We start from the raw sequence: 22,093 nt of genomic DNA, 5'->3' as shown, positions 1-22,093 counted from the left end.
AATATCTGTCACTCGTCAGTGCGACGGGGCGTCCGCGCCGCAGCGGGAAGGGGAGTGCGGGAGCTACCGCGGCGCCCCGACCGGGGCCGAGCCCTGCCCGGGCGAACCCGGTTCCAGGGCCGCCGCGGTGCGCAGGGCCGTCCCGCGGGCCCAGCGGCCGTTGGTGGCGGCGCCGACCAGCAGGACGAGCAGTCCGCAGACGGTGATGATCCAGTAGGCGGGCTTCGCCGCCGCGGTGAACTCGCCGCCGCCCGCCGTCCCGGCGGCCAGCACGGCGCCGATCACGGCGACCCCCAGCGTCCCGCCGGTCTGCCGGCTGGTGGCGGCCACGGCGGCCGCCACCCCGGCCTGGGCGCGCGGCATCCCGGACACGGCCGTATTGGTGATCGGGGCGTTGACCATGCCGAAGCCGAGGCCGAAGAGCATGAACCCGACGAACATCAGGGGCGTGGAGGTTTCCGCCGAGAAGGCCGCGAACAGCAGCCCGCTCGACCCCATCGCCCCGCCCGCGATCAGCAGCGGCAGCCGGGGCCCCCGACTGCCGGTCAGCCGCCCCGACAGGGGTGCGAACAGCAGGGTCAGCCCGGCCATCGGCACCATGTACAGCCCGGCGTGCAGGGCGCTGAGCCCCCGTACGTCCTGGAGGTACAGGGTGTTCAGGAAGAGGAACCCGGACAGCGCGGCGAAGGCGCTGACGGCGCACACCGTCGCCCCGCTGAACGGGGCGCTGCGGAAGAACCGCAGGTCGATCAGGGGTTCCTCGCGCCGGGGCTCGTACAGCAGCAGCCCCACCAACGAGGCGACGGCGATCACGGCGCAGCTCAGGATCAGCGGGGAGCCGATGCCGGCGGCCGGGGCCTCGATGATCCCGTACGTCAGGGAGCCCAGCAGCCCCATGATCAGCAGCTGCCCCACCGGGTCGGGCCGGCGCGCGTGCGCGGCCCGGGAGTCGGGGACGTGCCGCAGGGTCAGCCAGAGGGCCACCAGCCCGATCGGCAGGTTCACCCAGAAGATGGACCGCCACCCGACGGTGTCCACCAGGACGCCGCCGATCACGGGACCCGCCGCCATGGAGAGACCGGCCACCGCCCCCCAGATGCCGATGGCCCGGGCACGTTCGGCCGGATCGGTGAAGGTGTTGGTGATGATCGAGATGGCGACGGGGTTGAGCATCGCCGCGCCCACGGCCTGCACCATGCGGAAGGTGATGAGCCAGCCCAGCCCGGGGGCGAGCGAGCACAGCAGGGAGCCCAGGGTGAAGAGGATCAGACCGGTGACGAACACCTTGCGGCGGCCGATCCGGTCGGCGGTGGAGCCCGCGAGCATCAGCAGCGAGGCCATGACCAGGGTGTAGGCGTCGATGGTCCACTGCATGCCCGCGACCGAGGCACCCAGGTCCTCGCGCATCGAGGGCAGCGCCACGTTCAGGACGGTGTTGTCGAGGCTGACGATGAGCAGGCTGATGCAGCAGATCGCCAGGATGAGCGTGCGTTGCCGGTGACTCGGCTCGATCATGGGGCCGATCGTACGTCCGCACCCGCGCCCCGGCATGCGGGACAATGGGCGGATGACCACGCTTCCCCCGCCCCTCGCGATCGGCCCGCACACCGTGCAGCCCCCGGTGGTGCTCGCGCCGATGGCCGGGATCACCAATGCCCCCTTCCGCACGCTCTGCCGCGAGTTCTCCGGCGGCAAGGGGCTGTTCGTGAGCGAGATGATCACGACCCGCGCCCTGGTCGAGCGCAACGACAAGACCATGCAGCTGATCCACTTCGACGAGACCGAGAAGCCCCGCTCGATCCAGCTGTACGGCGTGGACCCGGCGACCGTCGGCAAGGCCGTCCGGATGATCGTCGACGAGGACCGCGCGGACCACATCGACCTGAACTTCGGCTGCCCCGTCCCCAAGGTCACCCGCAAGGGCGGCGGCTCGGCCCTCCCGTACAAGCGGAACCTGCTGCGCGCGATCCTGCGCGAGGCCGTCGCGGGCGCCGGCGACCTGCCGGTCACCATGAAGATGCGCAAGGGGATCAACGACGAGCACCTCACCTACCTCGACGCGGGCCGGATCGCCGTCGAGGAGGGCGTCACCGCCATAGCCCTGCACGGGCGGACGACCGCCCAGCACTACGGCGGCACCGCCGACTGGGAGGCCATCGCGCGCCTCAAGGAGCACGTGCCGGAGATCCCGGTCCTCGGCAACGGCGACATCTGGTGCGCCGAGGACGCGCTGCGCATGGTCCGCGAGACCGGCTGCGACGGCGTCGTGGTCGGGCGCGGTTGCCTGGGCCGGCCGTGGCTGTTCAACGACCTGGTCGCGGCCTTCGAGGGCCGCCCCGAGGACTTCCACAAGCCGAACCTGCGCGAGGTCGCGGCCACCATGCTCCGGCATGCCGAACTGCTGGGGGAGTGGATCGGTGACGAGGCGCGCGGGGTGATCGACTTCCGTAAGCACGTGGCCTGGTACCTGAAGGGCTTCGCCGTCGGATCCGAGATGCGCCAGAAGCTGGCGGTCACGTCCTCCCTGGCCGAACTGGACGCTCATCTGAGCGAGCTGGATTTGGATCAGTCGTGGCCCGAGAGCGCGGACGGCCCGCGGGGCCGGACGTCCGGAAACAACCGAGTTGTCCTGCCTGAGGGCTGGTTGAAGGATCCCTATGACTGCGCGGGTGTGAGCGAGGACGCGGAGCTGGACACTTCCGGAGGCTGACAAATCGCCCTCCGTGGCGCGTGATATACGCCACGCAGGGGCGAGGTTTCGCTCAGATGAGCAGAAAGGTCACGGGTAAGACTTTCAAAGGGTGGCACTGGGTGCCACCCTTTGAGCGTTCAAGACTTGAACGCAAATGTATCGATGATCGCTCATCCGAGCGTCAGTGGGCCTTTATGGGCCCCTTCGTCTTCGGGAGGTGAACGCTCTTCGGGCCTTCCGATTACCCGTGAGTTACTTTCGATCTGCTGGCGCACGGGTGGTTACAGCCGTATGACGACCAAGTGGACGTACCCATAAGCCTTCGATCTGGGTATGTTCCTGGCCGTCAGGGCAGCCACCCGAGTCCTCGAGGAGTCGAGACCCGTGTCGGAAAACAAAGATCAGAAGTTCGTCTACGACTTCACCGAGGGAAACCGGGACCTCAAGGACCTTCTCGGCGGCAAGGGAGCCAACCTCGCCGAGATGACCAACCTGGGTCTCCCCGTCCCTCCCGGCTTCACCATCACCACCGAGGCCTGCAAGGTCTACCTCGAAAGCGGCGAGGCCCCGGCCGAGCTGCGCGACGAGGTCAGCGCACACCTTGCCGCCCTTGAGGCGCGGATGGGCAAGAAGCTCGGCCAGTCGGACGACCCGCTGCTGGTCTCCGTGCGTTCCGGCGCCAAGTTCTCGATGCCCGGCATGATGGACACGGTCCTCAACATCGGCCTCTCCGACGAGTCCGTCGTCGGTCTCGCCGCGCAGTCCGGTGACGAGCGCTTCGCGTGGGACTCCTACCGCCGCCTCATCCAGATGTTCGGCAAGACCGTCCTGGGCGTCGAGGGCGAGCTGTTCGAGGACGCCCTCGAAGAGGCCAAGGCCGCCAAGAAGGTCACCGTCGACACCGACCTCGACGCCGCCGACCTCAAGAAGCTGGTCAAGCACTTCAAGAAGATCGTCGCGAAGGAGGCCGGCCGCGAGTTCCCGCAGGAGGCCCGCGCGCAGATGGACCTCGCCGTCGAGGCCGTCTTCAACTCCTGGAACACCGACCGCGCCAAGCTCTACCGCCGCCAGGAGCGCATCCCGGGCGACCTGGGCACCGCCGTCAACATCTGCTCCATGGTGTTCGGCAACCTGGGCCCCGACTCCGGCACCGGCGTCGCCTTCACCCGCGACCCCGCCAGCGGCCACCAGGGCGTCTACGGCGACTACCTGCAGAACGCCCAGGGCGAGGACGTCGTCGCGGGCATCCGCAACACCGTGCCGCTCGCGGACCTGGAGTCGATCGACAAGGTCTCGTACGACCAGCTCATGACGATCATGGAGACGCTGGAGACGCACTACAAGGACCTGTGCGACATCGAGTTCACCATCGAGCGCGGTCAGCTGTGGATGCTCCAGACCCGGGTCGGCAAGCGCACCGCCGGCGCCGCCTTCCGCATCGCCACGCAGCTCGTGGACCAGGGTCTGATCGACGAGGCCGAGGCCCTCCAGCGCGTCAACGGCCACCAGCTCGCGCAGCTGATGTTCCCGCGCTTCGACGACACCGCCTCGACCACCCTGCTGGGCCGCGGCATCGCCGCCTCCCCGGGCGCGGCGGTCGGCAAGGCCGTCTTCGACTCGTACACGGCCGTCAAGTGGTCGCGCTCCGGCGAGAAGGTCATCCTGATCCGCCGCGAGACCAACCCCGACGACCTGGACGGCATGATCGCCTCCCAGGGCATCCTGACCTCGCGCGGCGGCAAGACCTCGCACGCGGCCGTCGTCGCCCGCGGCATGGGCAAGACCTGCGTCTGCGGCGCCGAGGAACTCGACGTCGACACCAAGCGCCGCCGCATGACGGTCGGCGAGACCGTCATCGAAGAGGGCGACGTCGTCTCCATCGACGGCTCCACCGGCAAGGTCTACCTCGGTGAGGTACCCGTCGTACCGTCCCCGGTCGTCGAGTACTTCGAGGGCCGCATGCACGCCGGCGCAGACGACGCCGACGAACTCGTCGCCGCCGTGCACCGGATCATGGCGTACGCGGACCGCGTCCGGCGCCTGCGGGTGCGAGCCAACGCCGACAACGCCGAGGACGCGCTGCGCGCCCGTCGCTTCGGCGCCCAGGGCATCGGCCTGTGCCGCACGGAGCACATGTTCCTCGGCGAGCGCCGCGAACTGGTGGAGCGACTGATCCTCGCGGACACCGACGGGGAGCGCGAAGAGGCGCTCGGCGCCCTGCTGCCGCTGCAGAAGAAGGACTTCGTCGAGCTGTTCGAGGCGATGGACGGACTGCCCGTCACCGTGCGCCTGCTGGACCCGCCGCTGCACGAGTTCCTGCCCGACATCACCGAGCTGTCGGTCCGCGTCGCCCTCGCCGAGTCCCGCAAGGACGCCAACGAGAACGACCTGCGCCTGCTCCAGGCCGTGCACAAGCTGCACGAGCAGAACCCGATGCTGGGTCTGCGCGGCGTCCGTCTGGGCCTGGTCATCCCGGGTCTGTTCAAGATGCAGGTCCGGGCGATCGCCGAGGCCGCGGCCGAGCGCAAGAACGCCAAGGGCGACCCGCGCGCCGAGATCATGGTCCCGCTCGTCGGCACCGTCCAGGAGCTGGAGATCGTCCGAGACGAGGCCGACCAGGTCATCGCCGAGGTCGAGGCCGCCACCGGCACCAACCTCAAGCTGAGCATCGGCACGATGATCGAGCTGCCGCGCGCCGCGCTGACCGCCGGCCAGATCGCCGAAGCCGCGCAGTTCTTCTCCTTCGGCACGAACGACCTGACCCAGACGGTGTGGGGCTTCTCCCGCGACGACGTCGAGGCCAGCTTCTTCACCGCGTACCTGGAGAAGGGCATCTTCGGGGTCTCGCCCTTCGAGACCATCGACAAGGACGGCGTCGGCGCCCTCGTGCGCAGCGCGGTCCAGGCCGGTCGGGCCACCCGCCCCGACCTCAAGCTCGGCATCTGCGGCGAGCACGGTGGCGACCCCGAGTCGGTGCACTTCTTCCACGAGGTCGGCCTCGACTACGTCTCCTGCTCGCCCTTCCGGATCCCGGTGGCGCGCCTGGAGGCGGGCCGCGCGGCCGCCGAGTCGAAGGGCTCCGACAGCCGCTGACCGGAGAGCGTCACCGGCCCCTCGACCACGCCCGCCCCGGGTTCCCTGACTGCCCGGGGCGGGCGTCCACGTCTTTTCGAAGGTCCCGTTCCGCAAAGCATTCAACAAAGTTTTACGGCGTCAGGCGGTGGACGGATCCCCACCCGTCCACCGCCTGACGCCTATCCGCCAGGCACGTCGGCGCTTCCCTGTGCGACCGACCGCCAGGCCCCGCAAAGCCCCCCACGGCCTTCACGGAGCGTTTCGGTCGCACCGGAGTGTGCCCGGCGGACTACAGGATTTCGCTTGTGACGCCCCTGCCGAAAGGGGTTTCAACTGTGGCCGAAAGGGCGTGGTGACCACGTGTGACGGCATGCATACTCATGGGGCGGGGGGATTGCGGTTGCACAGCTGGGGGTTCGGTGCTTCGTATCCATTTCACTGGAGTGGACCTGGCACGCGTAAGGATGGCAGGGCGTCCCGATGCGTTGTGGGAAACGATTCTTAGTTTTCACCGCTTAAGAGACCGGCGCGACGCCCGGCTGTTCGGCGAATGGCGTACGGAAACCCGGAGCCGGTTGAATAGTGAAACAAGGCTGCTCGGTGCCTTGATACCGGCGCGCGGCTATTTCCCGGATTTCCTGACCCCCACCGAGGGGCAGTACGGCTGGGACGTCGCCCTCGACGCGCTGCGCGGGCTGCGTCCCGAACGGCTGCGGCGCGAGCTGTCGCTCGTCGGCGCGGGTGCCGGAACGGGCTTCGGCGCGGCCTTCGGAACTCCGACGCCCAACCGGCTGCGGGAGTTCATGGACGGCGGCACCAAACACATGCCCCGGCTGCTGGGCGAACTGCGCGGGTACCACCGGGCGGCCGTGGAGCCGTACTGGACGCACATACAGGCGCAGATAGAGGCCGAACGGGCCGCGCGCGGCCGGGCCCTGCTCGACGGCGGCGCGGACGAACTGCTCGCCTCGCTGCCGCCGATGCTGCGCTGGCGGGCGCCCGTCCTGGAATGCGAGTACCCCGTGGACCGGGACGTACGGCTGCGGGGGCGCGGGCTGCTGCTCCAGCCGTCCTTCTTCTGCCGGCGCACCGCGGTGACCCTGCACGATCCGGAGCTGCCGCCGGTGCTGGTCTACCCGGCCGCCGCGCAGCTGGCCTCCGCGTCGGCCGGCGGCGAGTCCGGGCGGCCGGAGGAGCTGCGCCAGCGCACCCTGGGCAAGCTGGTCGGGCACACCCGCTCGGTGGTCCTGCGGGCCATCGGGGACGGGGCCACCACCAGCGAGCTCGCCCGCCGGGCGGGGGTTTCCCTGGCCTCGGCGAGCCAACACGCCTGCGTGATGCGCGAGGCGGGCCTGGTCACCACCCTCCGCCACGGCAACGCCGTCCTGCACACGGTGACGCCGCTCGGCGCGGCCCTGCTCAAGGGCGGCGCCGTCGTCTCGTGAGGGCCCGCGGGCGCTCCCGTACGCCTCCGCGCGGCCCCGGGGTCGCCGGGGCCGCGCGGAGGGCGTCAGGGGCGTCAGGTGCGGAACGGGCCGGTCACCTCGTAGGTGATGCCGCCGGAGGAGCTGCCCGTCGTGCCGCGCTGGCTGCTGAAGTACAGCCGGTTGCCGGCGGGGGAGAACGCCGGTCCGGTGATCTCCGAGGAGGACTGGCCGGTGACGCGCAGGAACGGGGCCACCACGTCGTCCGGGGTGATCACGCAGATCTCCAGGTTGCCGCCGTCCTCGGCGACGTACAGGTCCCCGTACGAGGACCCGGTCACGTTGTCGACGCCGGTCAGCGGGGCCGCGCCGCCGGGGACCAGGGAGTCGTCGTAGGCCAGCTCGTAGGTGCTGGTGGCGAGGTTGAGCTGCCAGACGCGGTTGTCCCCCTTCGTGGTGAACCAGACGGTGTCGTTGGCGTAGTGGCAGCCCTCGCCGCCGTTGAACTTCTTCGACCCCGAGACCTGGCTGCGGGTGACCGTCGGCGAGCCGTCCGGGTCGGGCACGTTGGCCCAGGTGAAGGAGCCCGAGGAGGCCGTGCCGGCCTTGAGGACCTGGAGGGTGCCGGAGGACAGGTTGCCCCAGGTGGTGGGGATGAAGCGGTAGAAGCAGCCGCTCGTCTCGTCCTCGGTCAGGTAGATCACCTTGCGCACCGGGTCCGCCGCCGCGGCCTCGTGCTTGAAGCGGCCCATCGCGGGGCGCTGCACCGACGCGTTGACGCCGTACGGGTCGGCCTCGTAGACGAAGCCGCGGTCGACCTCCTCGCACGAGAGCCAGGTGTTCCAGGGGGTCTTGCCGCCCGCACAGTTCTGCCGGGTGTTGGAGAGGATCCGGTAGGCGCCGGTGACGGTGCCGGACGAGTTGAAGCGGACCGCGCTCGCGCCGCCGGAGGGGTTGATCTCCGAGTTGGAGACGTAGATCCAACCGGAGCCGTCGGGGTAGCAGGCGCCGCCGTCGGGGGCGCTGTGCCAGGTGTACGAGGTGCCGGGGACGGTCTGGCCGGAGCGGGCGATGACCCGGCTGGTGAACCCGGCGGGCAGCATGATGCCGTTCGCGTCGGCCGCGCCGAGGCCCCCGTAGGGGCCGGCGCCGGGCTGGGCGGGGGCCGCGTAGGCGGCTCCCCGCATCAACGTGCCCCCGAAGGCGGCGGCGGACGAGCCGATGACAGCACCGCGCAGGAAGGTACGACGTTCCACGGTCACTCCTGTGGGAGGGAAGGCCCCGCGTCCGGTCGGGCGCGAGGTCGCATGCGTCGAGGAACCTAGAGGCGTCGAGTTGACGTGACGTCAATTCCTCATGACGCACGAGCGACCGGCTCGGGGTCAATCCTTCGGCGGCGACTTCCGTACACACGGACGTTGCCCGGAGGACGCGTGGACGGCCGACGGGGGCCCGGGTGGTGCCCCTGGGGCGCCGCGCGCGGGGCGGCGGGGCGGCGCCCGGCACCCGACCCGAGCATGACCTGGTCCGCCGCGCTGACCTGCGATTTCCTCGTGCTGGCCGGGTTGTCGAAAAACTTTGCCGGACAGCGATGAGTTTCAGCGGCGGCCCCCGTCTACCCCTCGAACAGCACGGAACGGCGCAGCGCCGCACACGAGAGAAGAGGGACCGAGATGTCCGCCACCATGATCTTCGTCAATCTGCCGGTCAAGGACCTGGACGCCGCCAAGGGCTTCTGGAGCAAGCTCGGGTACTCCTTCAACGCCCAGTTCTCCGACGAGAACTGCACCTCCGTGGTGATCAGCGACACGATCGTCGCCATGCTGCTGACCGAGGCCCGCTACAAGGACTTCACCCACAAGGAGATCGCCGACGCCACCCGTACCTCCGAGGTGCTGCTGTGTCTGAGCGCCGAGAGCCGCGCCGCGGTCGACGAGCTCGTCGACGCCGCCGTGGCGGCCGGTGGCACCGAGCCCCGGCCGGCCCAGGACCACGGCTTCATGTACGGGCGGGCCTTCGACGACCTGGACGGCCACACCTGGGAGATCATGTGGATGGATCCGGCCGCCGTCCAGGGCTGACCCCCGACCGCCGGGGACGGGGGCTCACGAGGTCGCGGCGGTCCGCACCGGGTAGGTCCGGACCGTCACCCCCTCGTCGTCCAGGCAGCGCCCCGACTCCAGGTCGAAGCGCTGCTTGAGCAGCGGCGAGGCCACGAAGGGCCGGCCCGCCGCGCGACCGACCAGCCCGCGCGAGAGCACGTGCGCGCCGGTGAAGGGGTCCTGGTTGCCGATGGCGTACGGCCGCCCCGAGCGGTCCAGGAACACCGCGGCCTGGCTCCCGTCGGGGAGCAGCGCGGCGACCCCCCGGCCGGGAACGAGCGAGGACAGCTCGCACACCGTCAACCAGCCTTCGGCAACCCGTAGTTCCACGGTCATCGGACGGCTCCTCCTATGGTCAGCACGGCCAGGTCGGGCTTGACCTGGTCGCGTTCGGCGACGAACCTCACGGTCGGGTCCGGAGCCCCGGGCGCGTTGACGAACGACACGAACCGGCCCAGCCGCTCCGGGTCCTGAAGGGTCTCGGCCCATTCGTCCCGGTAGTGCGCCACGTGCTCGGCCATCAGCGACTCCAGTTCGGCGCACAGGCCGAGCGAGTCGTGCACGATCACGTCCCGCAGGTGGGACAGGCCGCCCTCCAGCCGGTCCAGCCAGGTGGAGGTGCGCTCCAGCCGGTCGGCGGTGCGGATGTAGAACATCAGGAACCGGTCGATCAGCCGGACCAGTTCGGCGTCCGACAGGTCCTGCGCGAGGAGGTCGGCGTGGCGCGGGGTGGCCCCGCCGTTGCCGCCGACCCAGAGGTTCCAGCCGCTCGCCGTCGCGATGACCCCGAAGTCCTTGCTCTGCGCCTCCGCGCACTCGCGGGCGCAGCCCGACACCGCCGACTTCAGCTTGTGCGGGGCGCGCAGGCCCCGGTAGCGCAGCTCCAGGTCGATGGCCATCCGTACGCTGTCCTGGACCCCGTAGCGGCACCAGGTCTGCCCCACGCAGGACTTCACCGTCCGCAGGGCCTTCCCGTAGGCGTGCCCGGATTCGAATCCGGCGTCGACGAGGCGGGCCCAGATGCGCGGCAGCTGGTCGACGCTCGCGCCGAACAGGTCGATGCGCTGCCCGCCGGTGATCTTCGTGTAGAGGCCGAAGTCGCGGGCCACCTCGCCGATCACGATGAGCTTGTCGGGGGTGATCTCGCCGCCGGGGATGCGCGGGACGACCGAGTACGAGCCGTTGCGCTGGAGATTCGCGAGGAAGTGGTCGTTGGTGTCCTGGAGGGCGGCCTGCTCGCCGTCCAGGACGTAACCGCTGGCCCCGAGGGAGGGGGCGAGCGAGGCGATGATCGAACCGACGGTGGGCTTGCAGACCTCGCAGCCGTCGCCGCCGCGCGCCTCCGGTCGGCCGTGGCCGTCGAGGATCTCCTCGTACGAGGCCAACCGGCGGGTCCGGACGATCTCGTAGAGCTCCGCCCGGGTGTACGGGAAGCAGCCGCACAGCCCCTGGTCGGCGGCGGCCGGCAGCAGTTGCCCGATCACCTTGACGCAACTGCCGCAGCCGGTGCCCGCCTTGGTGCACTTCTTGACCTCGGGCAGGTCGACGCAGGCGCTGATGGCCTTCTTGGTGACGTTGTGGCAGGAGCAGATCACCGCGTCGTCGGGGAGCGCCGACGGGCCGAGCTGGGCGGCGGGACCGAGCCCCGCGGGCAGCACCAGCTGCTCGGGGGAGACGGGCGGGACGGTGCCGGTGAGGGGGCGCAGCAGACCGTACGCGTCGGCGTCGCCGACCAGGACCCCGCCGAGCAGCACCCCGTCGGGGGAGACGACCAGCTTCCGGTAGACGCCGGAGCGGGAGTCGGACCAGACGACGTCGAGGCTGCCGGGGGCGGCGCCGTGGGCGTCGCCGAAGGAGGCCACGTCCACGCCGAGCAGCTTGAGCTTCGTGGACAGGTCGGCGCCGGTGAACTCCTTCTCGCGGCCCAGCAGGTCCTCGGCGGCCGTCTCCGCCATCTCGTACCCGGGGGCGACCAGGCCGTAGACCCGGCCGTCGCTCGCCAGCGCGCACTCGCCGATGGCGTAGACGCGCGGGTCGGAGGTGCGGCAGCGGGAGTCGACGGCGACGCCGCCGCGCTCGCCGACGTCGAGGAGGGCGTCGCGGGCGAGCTGGTCGCGCGGGCGGACGCCGGCCGAGAAGACGACCAGATCGGTGTCGACGGTCGAGCCGTCGGAGAGCCGCATCCCGCTGACGGCGCCGTCCTCGCCGGTGAGCACCTCCTGGGTGCCGACCCCGGTGTGCACGGTCAGGCCCATCGACTCGATGGTGCGCAGCAGCGCGGCGCCGCCGCCCTCGTCGACCTGCACGGGCATCAGGCGGGGCGCGAACTCCACGACGCGGGTGGCCAGCCCCAGCCCCTTCAGGGCGCCTGCGGCCTCCAGGCCGAGCAGACCGCCGCCGACGACCGCGCCGCTGGTCCGGGTCCTCGCGTACTCCTCGATCGCGAGGAGGTCCTCGATGGTGCGGTAGACGAAGCAGCCGGGGGCGTCCTTGCCGGGCACGGGCGGCACGAACGGGTAGCTGCCGGTCGCCAGGACGAGCACGTCGTACGGGAACACCCGCCCGGAGCGGGAGGTCACCGTGCGGGCGTCGCGGTCGATGCGCTCGGCGGGGTCGTCGAGGTGCAGGTCGATGCCGTGGTCGCGGAGGAAACCGGCCGGGGTCAGCGAGAGGTCCTCGGGGGTGGAACCGGAGAAGTACGAGGTCAGGTGCACGCGGTCGTACGCGGGCCGGGGCTCCTCGCACAGCACGGTGACGCGGTGCGTGGCGGTGGCGCCGCGTTCGGCGAGCGCCTCCAGGTAGCGCTGGCCGACCATGCCGTGCCCGATGAGCACGATTGCGGGCAAGGGCTCGGTCATGTCAGTGGCCTCCGTCGTCGGTGAGCGGGTGGAACGGGTCGGGCGGCGGACGACGACCTTCCGGTAGGGCCGGCGGCCGGCGTCGGCGGGGCGGACCACGTCGTCGCCGGGTTCGCCGAGGGCGACCGGGTCGAAGCGGTGCCCCGGCGTGCGCGGTGGTCGCGGGGGCCGTGCCCGCGCCGAGCCGGCGGCCCGCCGGCCGACACCACCGCACGCTGCTCCGAGGTCATGGCACGAGCGTGCGGGGCCGCTGTTTCCCCTCGGCACCGCCCCTGTTACCCGTACGGAACGCCGACCTCAGCGCCGGGATTAAGGGCCGGTGAGGCGCCCCTCAAGGCCGCCTTAAGGATCACCCCGGGCGTCCGGACGGGCCCCGGGAGCCGCCTAGCGTGAGCGGCATGCGAGATGCGGCGGTGCGGGTCAAGGGCGGGATGCTGGGCGGAGCGGGGCTGGTGACCCTGCTCTGGGCGGCCCAGGTGCGCCCCTCGGCCCGGCTCGACGCGCTCTTCGCGACCGCCGCGCACCTGACCGGCCTCCTCGCCGGGTACGGGGTGCTCGTCATGCTGTTCCTGATGGCCCGGGTGCCCGCCGTCGAGCACGGCGTCGGCGCGGACCGGCTCGCCCGTTGGCACGCCCTAGGCGGTCGGTACGTCCTCCTGCTGTGCTTCGGCCACGGCCTGTTCGCCCTGCTGGGATACGCCGTGCACGAGGGCGTCGACGTGCTCTCCGCCGGCCGGGAACTGCTCGGCTACCCCGCGCTCGCCGCCGCCGCGGCCGGCACCGTCCTGCTGGCCGCAGTCGGCGTGACCTCGGCCCGCGCCGTACGCCGCCGGATCCCCCACGAAACCTGGCGCGGGGTCCACCTGCTCGTGCACCTCGCCGTCGCCCTGGGCTTCGTCCACCAGCTCGCCGGGCCCGACCTCGCGGCCGTCGCCTGGTTCTGGGCGCTCGCCCACGCGGTCGTGGCCGTCCTGCTGGTCTGGTACCGGATCGTGGTCCCCGTACGCCAGGCCCTGCGGCACGCGCTGCGGGTCGCCGAGGTGCGGGTGGAGGGGCCCGGGGTGGTCTCCGTCGTCGTGTACGGGCAGCACCTCGCCGAACTGCGCGCCGAGCCGGGACAGTTCCTGCGCTGGCGGTTCCTCCAGCGGCGGCTCTGGTACACCGCCCTGCCGTTCTCCCTCTCCGCCCCCGTCGACGGGGGCCGGCTGCGGATCACCGTCAAGGCGCTCGGCGGCCACTCCCGCCGGATCCGCCGGCTGCGCCCGGGCACCCGTGTCCTGGCCACCGGGCCGTTCGGGGCGCTCACCGCCGCCCGGCGGACCCGGACCAAGGTGCTGCTGATCGCCGGCGGGGTCGGGATCACCCCGATGCGGGCCCTGTTCGAGACCCTGCCCGGCGGGCCGGGGGAGATCACCCTGCTCTACCGGGCCGGCGCCGAGGAACACCTCGTGCTGCGGGCCGAGCTGGAGGCCATAGCCGCCGAACGGGGGGCGGGGCTGCACTACCTGCTCGGGCCGTCGGGAGCCGCGTACGACCCGCTCGCCCCGCAGGCGCTGACCGCGCTGGTGCCGGACCTCCCGGAGTACGACGTCTACCTGTGCGGGCCGCCCGGGATGACGGAGGCGACCCTGGCCGCCCTGCTGCGGGCCGGGGTGCCGGCGGAGCGCGTGCACAGCGAGTGCTTCAGCTTCTGACACCACACGAATCCCGGAGCACGGAACCCGGGAATCCGGAGCTCGGGACCCCAGCCCGCTCCCCGCTCCCCGCTCCCGAACGTCCCGTCGAGAGGTCACCGCGCCCATGCGTCACCCCCTGCACGTCACCCTGCCGCCGCCCGCGACCGCCCCCGCGGCCCCGTCCGGGGCTCGGCACCGCAAGCCGCGCCGGGAGTCCCCCGTACGGCTCGGACTGGGCGCGGCGGCCCGCGTACCGGCGCCACGTCGGCTGGCGGCGGGGCTCGGGCTGGCCGGGGCGCTGATCGCGACCGTGCTGACGGCCGTGGTGGAACCGGCGGCTCCGGTGGCCCCGGACCGGGTGCCGGCCAGGCAAAGCTCAACCTTTGCGCAAGTTTCCGGGGATTGATGGCCGCTGCACCGAACCGCTCCATAGGGTCGGCAGGTGCCTGACATATCGACGACGATGATCATCGTGCTGTGCGTGGCCGCCGCGGCGGCCGGCTGGATCGACGCCGTGGTGGGCGGCGGCGGACTGCTCCTGCTGCCCGCCCTGCTGCTCGGCCTGCCCCACGCCCACCCCGCGACCGTGCTCGGGACCAACAAGGCGGTGGCGATCGTCGGCACGGCCGGCGCCGCCGTCACCTACGCCCGCAAGGCCCCGGTGGACGTGCGGACCGCCGTCCGGATCGGTCTGGCCGCGCTCGCCGGGTCGATGGGCGGGGCCACGCTCGCGGGCGGCATCAGCAAGGACGCGCTGCGTCCGCTGATCATGGTCGTGCTGGTGGTGGTCGCCGCGGTGGTGATCTTCAAGCCCGGGTTCGGCGCGGCGCCGTCCGCCGCGCCGGTCACACGCGGTCGGGTCCTGCTGACCATCGCCCTCGCGGGCCTCGGCATCGGTTTCTACGACGGCCTCATCGGGCCGGGCACCGGCACCTTCCTGGTGCTGGCCCTCACCGCCCTGCTCCACCTCGACCTGGTCACCGCCTCCGCCACCGCGAAGATCGTCAACACCTGCACGAACGCCGGCGCGCTCGCGATGTTCGCCCACCAGGGCATGGTGCTGTGGCAACTGGCCGCCCTGATGGCGGTCTTCAACCTCGCCGGCGGCATGATCGGCGCCCGCATGGCCCTCAAGAAGGGCAGCGGCTTCGTCCGCGGCGTGCTGCTGACGGTCGTGGGCGCGCTCGTCGTCAAACTCGGCTTCGAACAGTGGGGATAGCCGCCCGGCGGATCAGTACGTCCCCGTCAGGTGGGCGAAGACGACGACGTTGCCCTGGTATCCGGTCCGCGGCGAGAAGCCGCCGCCGCAGGTGATCACGCGCAGCTCCGCGCGCGGGGCCGGCCCGTACACCCGCTGGTCGGGGAACGCGTCGGCGTCGTGGACCTCGACGGCGTGCACGGTGAACACGGCCGTGCGTCCGTCCTCGCGGACGACCTCGATCGACGCTCCCCGGCGCACCGCGCCCAAGTGGTAGAAGACGGCCGGGCCGCGCGCGTGGTCCACGTGACCCGCCACGACGGCGGTCCCGGTAGCCCCCGGGGTGGTCCCCTCCCGGTACCAGCCGGCGAGGTTGACGCGGTTCGGCGGGGGCACGTCGAGGCTACCGGCGCGGTCCAGGCCCAGGCCGGTCAGCGGCGCGTCCACCCGGATCGAGGGGATCCGGATCCGCCGCGGCGGGGATCCGGGCAGCGGGTCGATGCTCCCCGGGTACGCGGCCTGCGCGCTCAGCGCCTCACCGGGGGAGGGCAGCGGGGGCCCGACCGTCTCGCCGGAACCGCTGCTCACGAGCCATACGCCGACGCAGGCGACGAGGGCGACGAGCCCTCCCCGCCCGGAGGTCCGCCCGGAGGTTCCCATGGCTGCCCCCTCGTCTCTCCGTTCCTGTGACTGGCCGTCGCCCGGCCCCGCGAACGGGGGGGACCTCGCGGGGGCGGGCGACGGGGACGGTACCGGTCGGACCGCGGCCGGAGCCGCGGTGGGCGTCCGTCAGCTCCGCGTGCCGCTCGCCCGGCGACGCAGGAGCCAGGTACCGCCGACGGCGGCGGCGGCCAGCGCGGCCACCCCCGCCGCGATCTTGGCGGGGTCGTAGGTGGTGGTCGTCCCACCACCCACCCCGGTCCGCACGTGGCCCTGCGGGCCGCGTTCGGTGATGGCCAGGTCACCGGTCGCGAACTTGCCGTTCGCGCAGGTCACCCCGATGCCGTAGGTGCCGGTTCGGGTGCCGTGGGCGACCTGGAACTGACCCACGACGACCTCCTTGTGCGTGCCCGGGGCGAGTTTGAACCGCCCGCCGCCGACGGTGCTCGCATCGCCCTCGGCGTGGCTGCCCTTGCCGCAGGCCGTGGTGTTCACGGTGACGGTGGTGCCCGCCGGGGCCGACTTCGGCCAGACCTCCAGCACGGCGAAGTCCCCGGGGGCGAAGGCGGTCATGCCGAGGTCCGCGGCGGCGACCGCTCCGGCGACCGGACCGGCGAAGGCGACGGCGGTCAGCGCGGTGGCGGTGAGCACGTGGGCGGTGCTGCGGCGCATGGGGGCTCCTGAGGACACGGGGTCGTGTCCTGAGGTAAACCGCCGGACCCGCCGGCCGCCTGCTGAGCCCCCGTCAGATCACCGGAACTCCGCCCGCCGAACCGGCATCCGTGCACGTCAGAGCCGGTTTGACGGCATCCGTGTCCCCCCACCCCGTCCGGGTGAACCGGCCCCCGCACCGCCGCCGCCGCCACCGCCGCCACCGCCGGGGGCGGGCCCGCCGGCTCACGCCGACGGCAGGGTCACCGTCGCCGCCGCCCCCGACGGGGCCGGACCGGCCAGGGTCACCTGGGCGCCGATCACCCGGGCCTGCCCGAAGGCGATGGTCAGCCCGAGCCCGGTGCCCCGGCCGCGCTCGGCCGTGCCCTTTCGTCCTCGCCGAGCCCGCCCGGCGCGGCGCAGCCCCCGACGGCGCGGCGGCCGGCAGGACGGCGCAGAGCAGCGGGGAGACGGGGGAGCGGCGGGGTGATCGCGTCATGGGGAGAAGAAGCCGGCGGGTTCAGGGGGTTGGGGGTCCGCGCCGGCCGCGCGGGCGGGGTGCGTACGGTGTGGGTCGAGTCGGTCTGCGTCGAGGGAGGACCCCGTGGCATCGGTCGATCGGCCGGAATCCGGCACGCTGCCGTTCTTCGTGTACGGGACGCTGCGGCCGGGCGAGGTCAACCACGACCTGTTCCTCCGGGGCCGCACCGCCGCCGAGGAACCGGCCCGACTGCCCGGAGCGGTCCTGTACGAGGGCCCCGGCTACCCGTACGCCGTGGACCGCCCGGGCTCGGCGACGGCGATAGCCGGCGAGCTGATCACCGCGCTGCCGCAGGCGTACGGGGAACTCCTGGCCGCGCTGGACCTGCTGGAGGAGTACGCGGGCCCGGGCCGCCCCGGGAACCTCTACGACCGGGTCGCCCGCGACGCGGTCCGCCCCGACGGCGTCCGCGTCCGCGCCTGGGTCTACCTGGCGGCCGAGCCCCTGGCCCGCCGACTGGCCGACTCGGGCACCCCGATCCCGGGCGGCGACTGGCACGCCCGCCGCCGGACCGGGGCCCGGCAGGATCCGAAAGGGACGGTCTAGAGCCCTTCGGCGCCGCGGTTGCGCAGCCGGCGGCCGTACTGCTGGAGCACCCACAGCTCTTCCTGGACCGCCGCGTGCTGCTCCGGCGGGGCCTGCGGGCCGAGCCGGGACATGGTGCCCTGGACCTCGTGGACCCGGCGGTCCACGGCGCGCAGCCGGACCTGCACCAGTTGGTCCCCGGCGTACACCTCGTCCACCGTCTTGGCGTGGATGGCCTCGACGGCCAGCTCCGTCACCAGGGCGCGGACGGTGTCGTTCGGCGCCGCCTCGCGGACCCGGATCAGGTAGTCGTCGGTGTCCTGCGCGGCGCCGCCGGCGTCCTGGATGGCTTGGCGGACCGCCGCGTAGGGCGGGGCGGTGAACTCGTCGATGCCGTACGCGTCGAAGGCGGGGGAGACCAGGGCCGGCCGCTGGAGCGCCAGCTTGAGCAGCTCGCGTTCGGTGCGGTGGGCGGGGCTGCGCAGGTTCAGCGCGGGACCGCCGGGCGCCGCGGCCGGCGCGGAGGGCGCCGACTCGGGGGACCGGTTGCCGCCGCGCCCCTGCTGCTGCGGCTGGTTGCCGCGCTCGCGGGCCCAGCGGGCCAGCTGCGCGACCCGCTTGACGACGAACTGCTCGTCACGGATGCCGAGCATGCCCGCCAGCTGGACGGCCGACTCGTGCTGGATCGCGATGTTCTTGATGTTGGCGACGATCGGTGCCGCCTCGTCCAGCGCCGCCGCCCGCCCCGCCGGGTTCTCCAGGTTGTGCCGGGACACGATGTGCCGCAGCGCGAACTCGAACAGCGGGGTGCGCGACTCCACCAGCCCCGACACGGCCGCGTCGCCCTGCGCGAGGCGCAGGTCGCAGGGGTCCATCCCGTTCGGGGCGATGGTGATGGAGGTCTCGGCCGCGAACTTCTGGTCGTCCTCGAAGGCCCGCAGCGCGGCCTTCTGGCCGGCGGCGTCCCCGTCGAACGTGAAGATCACCTCGGCGGTCGCGTTGTCCATCAGCAGTCGGCGCAGGATCTTGATGTGGTCCCCGCCGAAGGCCGTGCCACAGGTGGCGATGGCGGTGGTGACCCCGGCCATGTGGCAGGCCATCACATCGGTGTAGCCCTCGACGACCACGGCCCGGGAGGTCTTCGCGATCTCCTTCTTCGCCAGGTCGATGCCGTACAGGACCTGGGACTTCTTGTAGATCGCGGTCTCGGGGGTGTTCAGGTACTTGGGGCCGTTGTCGTCGTCGCGGAGCCGGCGGGCGCCGAAGCCGACGACCTCGCCGCTGATGTCCCGGATCGGCCACATCAGTCGGCCGCGGAAGCGGTCGATGGGCTTGCCGCTGCGGCTGTCCTGGGCGAGCCCGGAGGTGACCAGTTCCTTGTCGGTGAAGCCCTTGCCGCGCAGGAACCGGGTCAGGTGGTCCCAGCCGGCCGGGCTGTAGCCCACGCCGAAGTGCTCGGCCGCCGCCTGGTCGAAGCCGCGTTCCGCCAGGAAGCGGCGCCCGATCTCGGCCTCGGTGCCGCCCAGCTGCTCCGCGTAGAAGAGGGCGGCGGCCTTGTGCGCCTCGACCAGTCGGATCCGCTCGCCGCGGCCGCTGGTGCCGGCGGTGTAGCCGCCCTCCTCGTACCGCAGGGTGATGCCGGCCTGGCCGGCCAGGCGCTCGACCGCCTCCGAGAAGGAGAGGTGGTCGATCTTCATGATGAAGTCGAGGGTGTCCCCTCCCGCCTGGCAGCCGAAGCAGTGGTAGAAGCCCTTGCTGGGACTGACCTGGAAGGACGGGGACTTCTCGTCGTGGAAGGGGCACAGGCCCTTGAGGTTGCCGCCGCCGGCGTTGCGGAGCTGGAGGTACTCGGAGACCACGGCGTCGATCGGGACCGCGTCCCGTACCGCCTTCACGTCGTCGTCGTTGATCCGTCCTGCCACGCGTGAAGTCTACGGCCGGGCGACGACAATCCCGTCAGGCACCCTTCCCGGTGATCAACGACGCGAGCGGAACGGACGGGTCCGCCAGTTTGTCGCGGTCCACCGGCGTCTTCGACCTGATCAGGGCCTGGATGTGCTCGGTGACGTCCCACACGTTCACGTTCATTCCGGCGAGCACGCGGCCCTCCGACAGCCAGAACGCGATGAACTCCCGCCTGCCCACGTCCCCGCGGATCAGCACCTGGTCGTAGCCGCCCGCCGGGGCGTACCCGGAGTACTCCAGGCCCACGTCGTACTGGTCGGAGAAGAAGTACGGCACCCGGTCGTAGCCGACCTCCTGCCCGAGCATCGCCCGCGCCGCGGCCGGCCCGCCGTTGAGGGCGTTCGCCCAGTGCTCGACCCGCAGCCGGGTCCCCAGCACCGGGTGGTGGGCGGCGGCGACGTCGCCGACGGCGAACACGTCCGGGTCCGAGGTGCGCAGGGACGCGTCCACCGCGATGCCCCCGCCGTGCTCGCGGTCCACCAGCGCCAACCCGGAGGTCTCGGCCAGCGCCGTGCGGGGCGCGGCCCCGATCGCGGCGAGCACCGCGTGCGCCGGGTGTTCCTCGCCGTCGTCCGTCCGGGCCGCCAGCACCATCCCGTCGTGGCCGACGATCTCGGTGAGCCGCGCCCCGAAGTGGAACCGGACCCCGTGCGCGGCGTGCAGGTCGGCGAAGAGCCGGCCGATCTCCGGCCCGAGGACCGAGTGCAGCGGGGTCGCCTCCGCCTCGACCACGGTGACCTCCGCGCCGTAGCCGCGCGCCGCCGCCGCGACCTCCAGGCCGATCCAGCCCGCGCCCGCGATCAGCAGGTGCCCGTTGTCCCGGCCGAGGGCGGCCAGGACGTTGCGCAGCCGCTCGGCGTGCGCGAGCCGCCGCAGGTGGTGCACCCCGACCAGGCCGGTGCCCGGGACGTCCAGGCGCCGCGGCTCGGCCCCGGTGGCCAGCAGCAGCTTGTCGTAGTGCAGCAGCGTGCCGTCACCGAGGCGCACCGTCTTGTTCTCCCGGTCCAGGTGGACGGCCGGCTGCCCCAGGTGCAGCTCGATGTCGGCGGCCGCGTACCAGGACGGTTCGTGGACGAAGACGCTCTCGCGCTCCTCCTTGCCCGTGAGGTACCCCTTGGACAGCGGGGGCCGTTCGTACGGATGGTCGCGTTCGTCGCCGATCAGGATGACCCGGCCCGTGAACCCCTCCGACCTCAGCGTTTCGGCCGCCTTCGCCCCGGCGAGCCCTGCCCCGACGATCACGAACGTCCGGTGTGCGTCGACCACCTGATGCCTCCTCATAACCTCTCCGCCACATGCGACCACATGCGAGCGTCCCGCACCGAGCCTGCCGCGTGAAGGGGGAATGGCCCGATCGGCTCACCCTTCGGCGCGTTGCGGACGTCTGGTGAGGCGGGCGTGGAGGGAGCGGGCCGCGGCGTCGGTGAGGCAGGCGATCTGGTCGATGACCGCGCGTTTGCGCGCCCGGTCGTCGGGCGCCGCGTCGAAGGTCGCCCGGAACTGCGGGTCCAGGCCCTCCGGAGCGCGGGCGCTGAGCGCCTCCGCGAGTTCGGCCAGGACGATGCGCTGATCGGCCCGCAGCCGCTCCTGCTCGTCGCGCTGCATGACGTACAGGTCGGCGACGGCCTTGAGGACGGCGCACTCGTTGCGCGCCTCGCGGGGCACGACCAGTCCGGCCGCGTACCGGGTCAGCCGGCCGGGTCCGTACGCCTCACGGGTCGCCCCCTCCGCCGCCTGGCAGAACCGGCCGATCAGCTGGCTCGTGGCGTCCTTCAGCCGAGCTTGGGCGACGGCCGAACCGTCGTAGCCGTGCGGCCACCACTCCTGGTCCATCAGCCGGTCCAGGGCCTCGCGGAGTTCCTCCGGGGCGGTGTCGGCGGGCACGTACCGGCCGATGGCGACCTGCCAGATCGCGGCGCGTTCGGGCTCCGCGAAGAGCAGGTTCGGATCGAGGTGACCGGCGTGCAGACCGTCCTCGAAGTCGTGCACCGAGTACGCGACGTCGTCGGACCAGTCCATGACCTGCGCCTCGAAGCACTTGCGGTCGGCGGGCGCCCCGCGCCGCAGCCACTCGAAGACCGGCAGGTCGTCCTCGTAGGCGCCGAACTTCACCGAACCCGGGTCCGTCGGGTGGTCGCCGCGCGCCCACGGGTACTTGGTGGCGGCGTCCAGGCAGGCGCGGGTCAGGTTGAGGCCGACGCTCACCGGCTCGCCGGTCACCGGATCGGGCACGAACCGCTTGGGCTCCAGCCGGGTCAGCAGCCGCAGCGACTGGGCGTTGCCCTCGAAGCCGCCGCTGTCCTTCGCGAACTCGTTCAGCGCCTCCTCGCCGTTGTGCCCGAACGGCGGGTGGCCCATGTCGTGGGACAGGCAGGCCGCCTCCACCAGGTCGGGATCGCAGCCGAGGGCCGCGCCGAGCTCGCGCCCGACCTGCGCGCACTCCAGCGAGTGCGTCAGCCGGGTACGGGGGCTCGCGTCCCAGTCGTAGGAGCGGGAGCCCGGGGTGACGACCTGGGTCTTGCCGGCGAGGCGGCGCAGCGCGGCGGAGTGCAGGACGCGCGCGCGGTCGCGCTGGAAGGCGGTGCGGCCGGGTTGTTTGTCGGGCTCGGGGACCCACCGCTCGGTGGCGGCGGGGTCGTAGGACGCGTAGGCGGGGGAGTGTGCGGTGCCTTCCATGCTCCGACGTTAACCGCAATGGCCGACGAACCGAGCGATCCGTACGGGGG

At 72.3% G+C, this 22,093-nt stretch carries 17 protein-coding genes; 8 read left to right on the top strand and 9 right to left on the bottom strand.

The features are described from left to right. Nucleotides 1-63: 63 nt before the first annotated feature. Nucleotides 64-1,515, bottom strand: coding sequence for an MFS transporter (locus tag ACZ4XJ_RS08900; RefSeq protein ID WP_468495728.1), 1,452 nt, complete (start codon nt 1,513-1,515; stop codon nt 64-66). A gap of 34 nt (nt 1,516-1,549) precedes the next feature. Between ACZ4XJ_RS08900 and dusB the strand changes: the two genes are divergently transcribed. The 3 genes from dusB to ACZ4XJ_RS08885 all read left to right on the top strand — a co-directional run bounded on the left by dusB (nt 1,550) and on the right by ACZ4XJ_RS08885 (nt 7,212). After that, a complete protein-coding gene (dusB, locus tag ACZ4XJ_RS08895) occupies nt 1,550-2,710 on the top strand; it encodes a tRNA dihydrouridine synthase DusB (protein ID WP_362878327.1) in 1,161 nt (386 codons plus the stop codon). A 366-nt stretch (nt 2,711-3,076) separates the two neighbouring features. After that, complete coding sequence (ppdK, locus tag ACZ4XJ_RS08890; protein WP_362878325.1) at nt 3,077-5,785, top strand: pyruvate, phosphate dikinase; 2,709 nt, start codon at nt 3,077-3,079, stop codon at nt 5,783-5,785. A 401-nt stretch (nt 5,786-6,186) separates the two neighbouring features. Then, nucleotides 6,187-7,212 carry an ArsR/SmtB family transcription factor gene (locus tag ACZ4XJ_RS08885; protein ID WP_362878323.1) on the top strand — a complete coding sequence of 342 codons (1,026 nt, stop codon included), beginning with the start codon at nt 6,187-6,189 and terminating at the stop codon, nt 7,210-7,212. 74 nt (nt 7,213-7,286) lie between these two features. Here the strand turns inward: ACZ4XJ_RS08885 and ACZ4XJ_RS08880 are convergent, their stop codons facing one another. Continuing rightward, complete coding sequence (locus ACZ4XJ_RS08880; RefSeq protein WP_468495727.1) at nt 7,287-8,447, bottom strand: alkaline phosphatase PhoX; 1,161 nt, start codon at nt 8,445-8,447, stop codon at nt 7,287-7,289. Nucleotides 8,448-8,864: 417 nt separating this feature from the next. Here ACZ4XJ_RS08880 and ACZ4XJ_RS08875 point away from each other — a divergent pair, with 417 nt between their 5' ends. After that, a complete protein-coding gene (locus ACZ4XJ_RS08875) occupies nt 8,865-9,272 on the top strand; it encodes a VOC family protein (protein WP_362878320.1) in 408 nt (135 codons plus the stop codon). A gap of 24 nt (nt 9,273-9,296) precedes the next feature. On the opposite strand, the gene nirD is transcribed toward ACZ4XJ_RS08875, so the two are convergent. Both nirD and nirB read right to left on the bottom strand, forming a co-directional pair. After that, a complete protein-coding gene (nirD, locus tag ACZ4XJ_RS08870; protein ID WP_362878319.1) occupies nt 9,297-9,629 on the bottom strand; it encodes a nitrite reductase small subunit NirD in 333 nt (110 codons plus the stop codon). After that, entirely contained in the window at nt 9,626-12,151 is a 2,526-nt protein-coding gene (nirB, locus tag ACZ4XJ_RS08865; RefSeq protein ID WP_362878317.1) for a nitrite reductase large subunit NirB, read from the bottom strand. The genes nirD and nirB overlap by 4 nt, the downstream gene beginning before the upstream one ends. A gap of 398 nt (nt 12,152-12,549) precedes the next feature. Here nirB and ACZ4XJ_RS08860 point away from each other — a divergent pair, with 398 nt between their 5' ends. The 3 genes from ACZ4XJ_RS08860 to ACZ4XJ_RS08850 all read left to right on the top strand — a co-directional run bounded on the left by ACZ4XJ_RS08860 (nt 12,550) and on the right by ACZ4XJ_RS08850 (nt 15,046). Next, complete coding sequence (locus tag ACZ4XJ_RS08860) at nt 12,550-13,845, top strand: ferredoxin reductase family protein (RefSeq protein ID WP_468495726.1); 1,296 nt, start codon at nt 12,550-12,552, stop codon at nt 13,843-13,845. A 106-nt stretch (nt 13,846-13,951) separates the two neighbouring features. Further along, nucleotides 13,952-14,233 (top strand): hypothetical protein, encoded by a 282-nt coding sequence (locus ACZ4XJ_RS08855; RefSeq protein WP_362878314.1) that lies wholly within the window; start codon nt 13,952-13,954, stop codon nt 14,231-14,233. 36 nt (nt 14,234-14,269) lie between these two features. Further along, entirely contained in the window at nt 14,270-15,046 is a 777-nt protein-coding gene (locus ACZ4XJ_RS08850) for a sulfite exporter TauE/SafE family protein (RefSeq protein ID WP_362878312.1), read from the top strand. A 12-nt stretch (nt 15,047-15,058) separates the two neighbouring features. Here ACZ4XJ_RS08850 and ACZ4XJ_RS08845 read toward each other — a convergent pair whose 3' ends face one another. Both ACZ4XJ_RS08845 and ACZ4XJ_RS08840 read right to left on the bottom strand, forming a co-directional pair. Continuing rightward, on the bottom strand, nt 15,059-15,685 hold the full coding sequence (locus tag ACZ4XJ_RS08845) for a class F sortase (protein ID WP_362878311.1): 627 nt from the start codon (nt 15,683-15,685) through the stop codon (nt 15,059-15,061). A 129-nt stretch (nt 15,686-15,814) separates the two neighbouring features. Further along, nucleotides 15,815-16,357: a hypothetical protein gene (locus tag ACZ4XJ_RS08840; protein ID WP_468495725.1), complete on the bottom strand. Its 543-nt coding sequence runs from the start codon at nt 16,355-16,357 to the stop codon at nt 15,815-15,817. A gap of 583 nt (nt 16,358-16,940) precedes the next feature. On the opposite strand from ACZ4XJ_RS08840, the gene ACZ4XJ_RS08835 reads away from it, so the two are divergent. Beyond that, nucleotides 16,941-17,423: a gamma-glutamylcyclotransferase family protein gene (locus tag ACZ4XJ_RS08835; protein WP_468495724.1), complete on the top strand. Its 483-nt coding sequence runs from the start codon at nt 16,941-16,943 to the stop codon at nt 17,421-17,423. Here ACZ4XJ_RS08835 and dnaG read toward each other — a convergent pair. The 3 genes from dnaG to ACZ4XJ_RS08820 form a co-directional block, all read right to left on the bottom strand. Then, on the bottom strand, nt 17,420-19,324 hold the full coding sequence (gene dnaG / locus ACZ4XJ_RS08830) for a DNA primase (protein WP_468495723.1): 1,905 nt from the start codon (nt 19,322-19,324) through the stop codon (nt 17,420-17,422). The genes ACZ4XJ_RS08835 and dnaG overlap by 4 nt on opposite strands. A 34-nt stretch (nt 19,325-19,358) precedes the next feature. Then, a complete protein-coding gene (locus ACZ4XJ_RS08825) occupies nt 19,359-20,633 on the bottom strand; it encodes an NAD(P)/FAD-dependent oxidoreductase (RefSeq protein WP_362878304.1) in 1,275 nt (424 codons plus the stop codon). 93 nt (nt 20,634-20,726) lie between these two features. Then, nucleotides 20,727-22,043 (bottom strand): deoxyguanosinetriphosphate triphosphohydrolase, encoded by a 1,317-nt coding sequence (locus ACZ4XJ_RS08820; RefSeq protein ID WP_362878302.1) that lies wholly within the window; start codon nt 22,041-22,043, stop codon nt 20,727-20,729. Between the last annotated feature and the right edge of the window lie 50 nt (nt 22,044-22,093).

It is taken from the genome of Streptomyces sp. NPDC029836, from assembly GCF_055574495.1.
The sequence above is the reverse complement of the archived record's forward strand: the minus strand, read 5'-3'. Positions and strand labels throughout refer to the sequence as shown.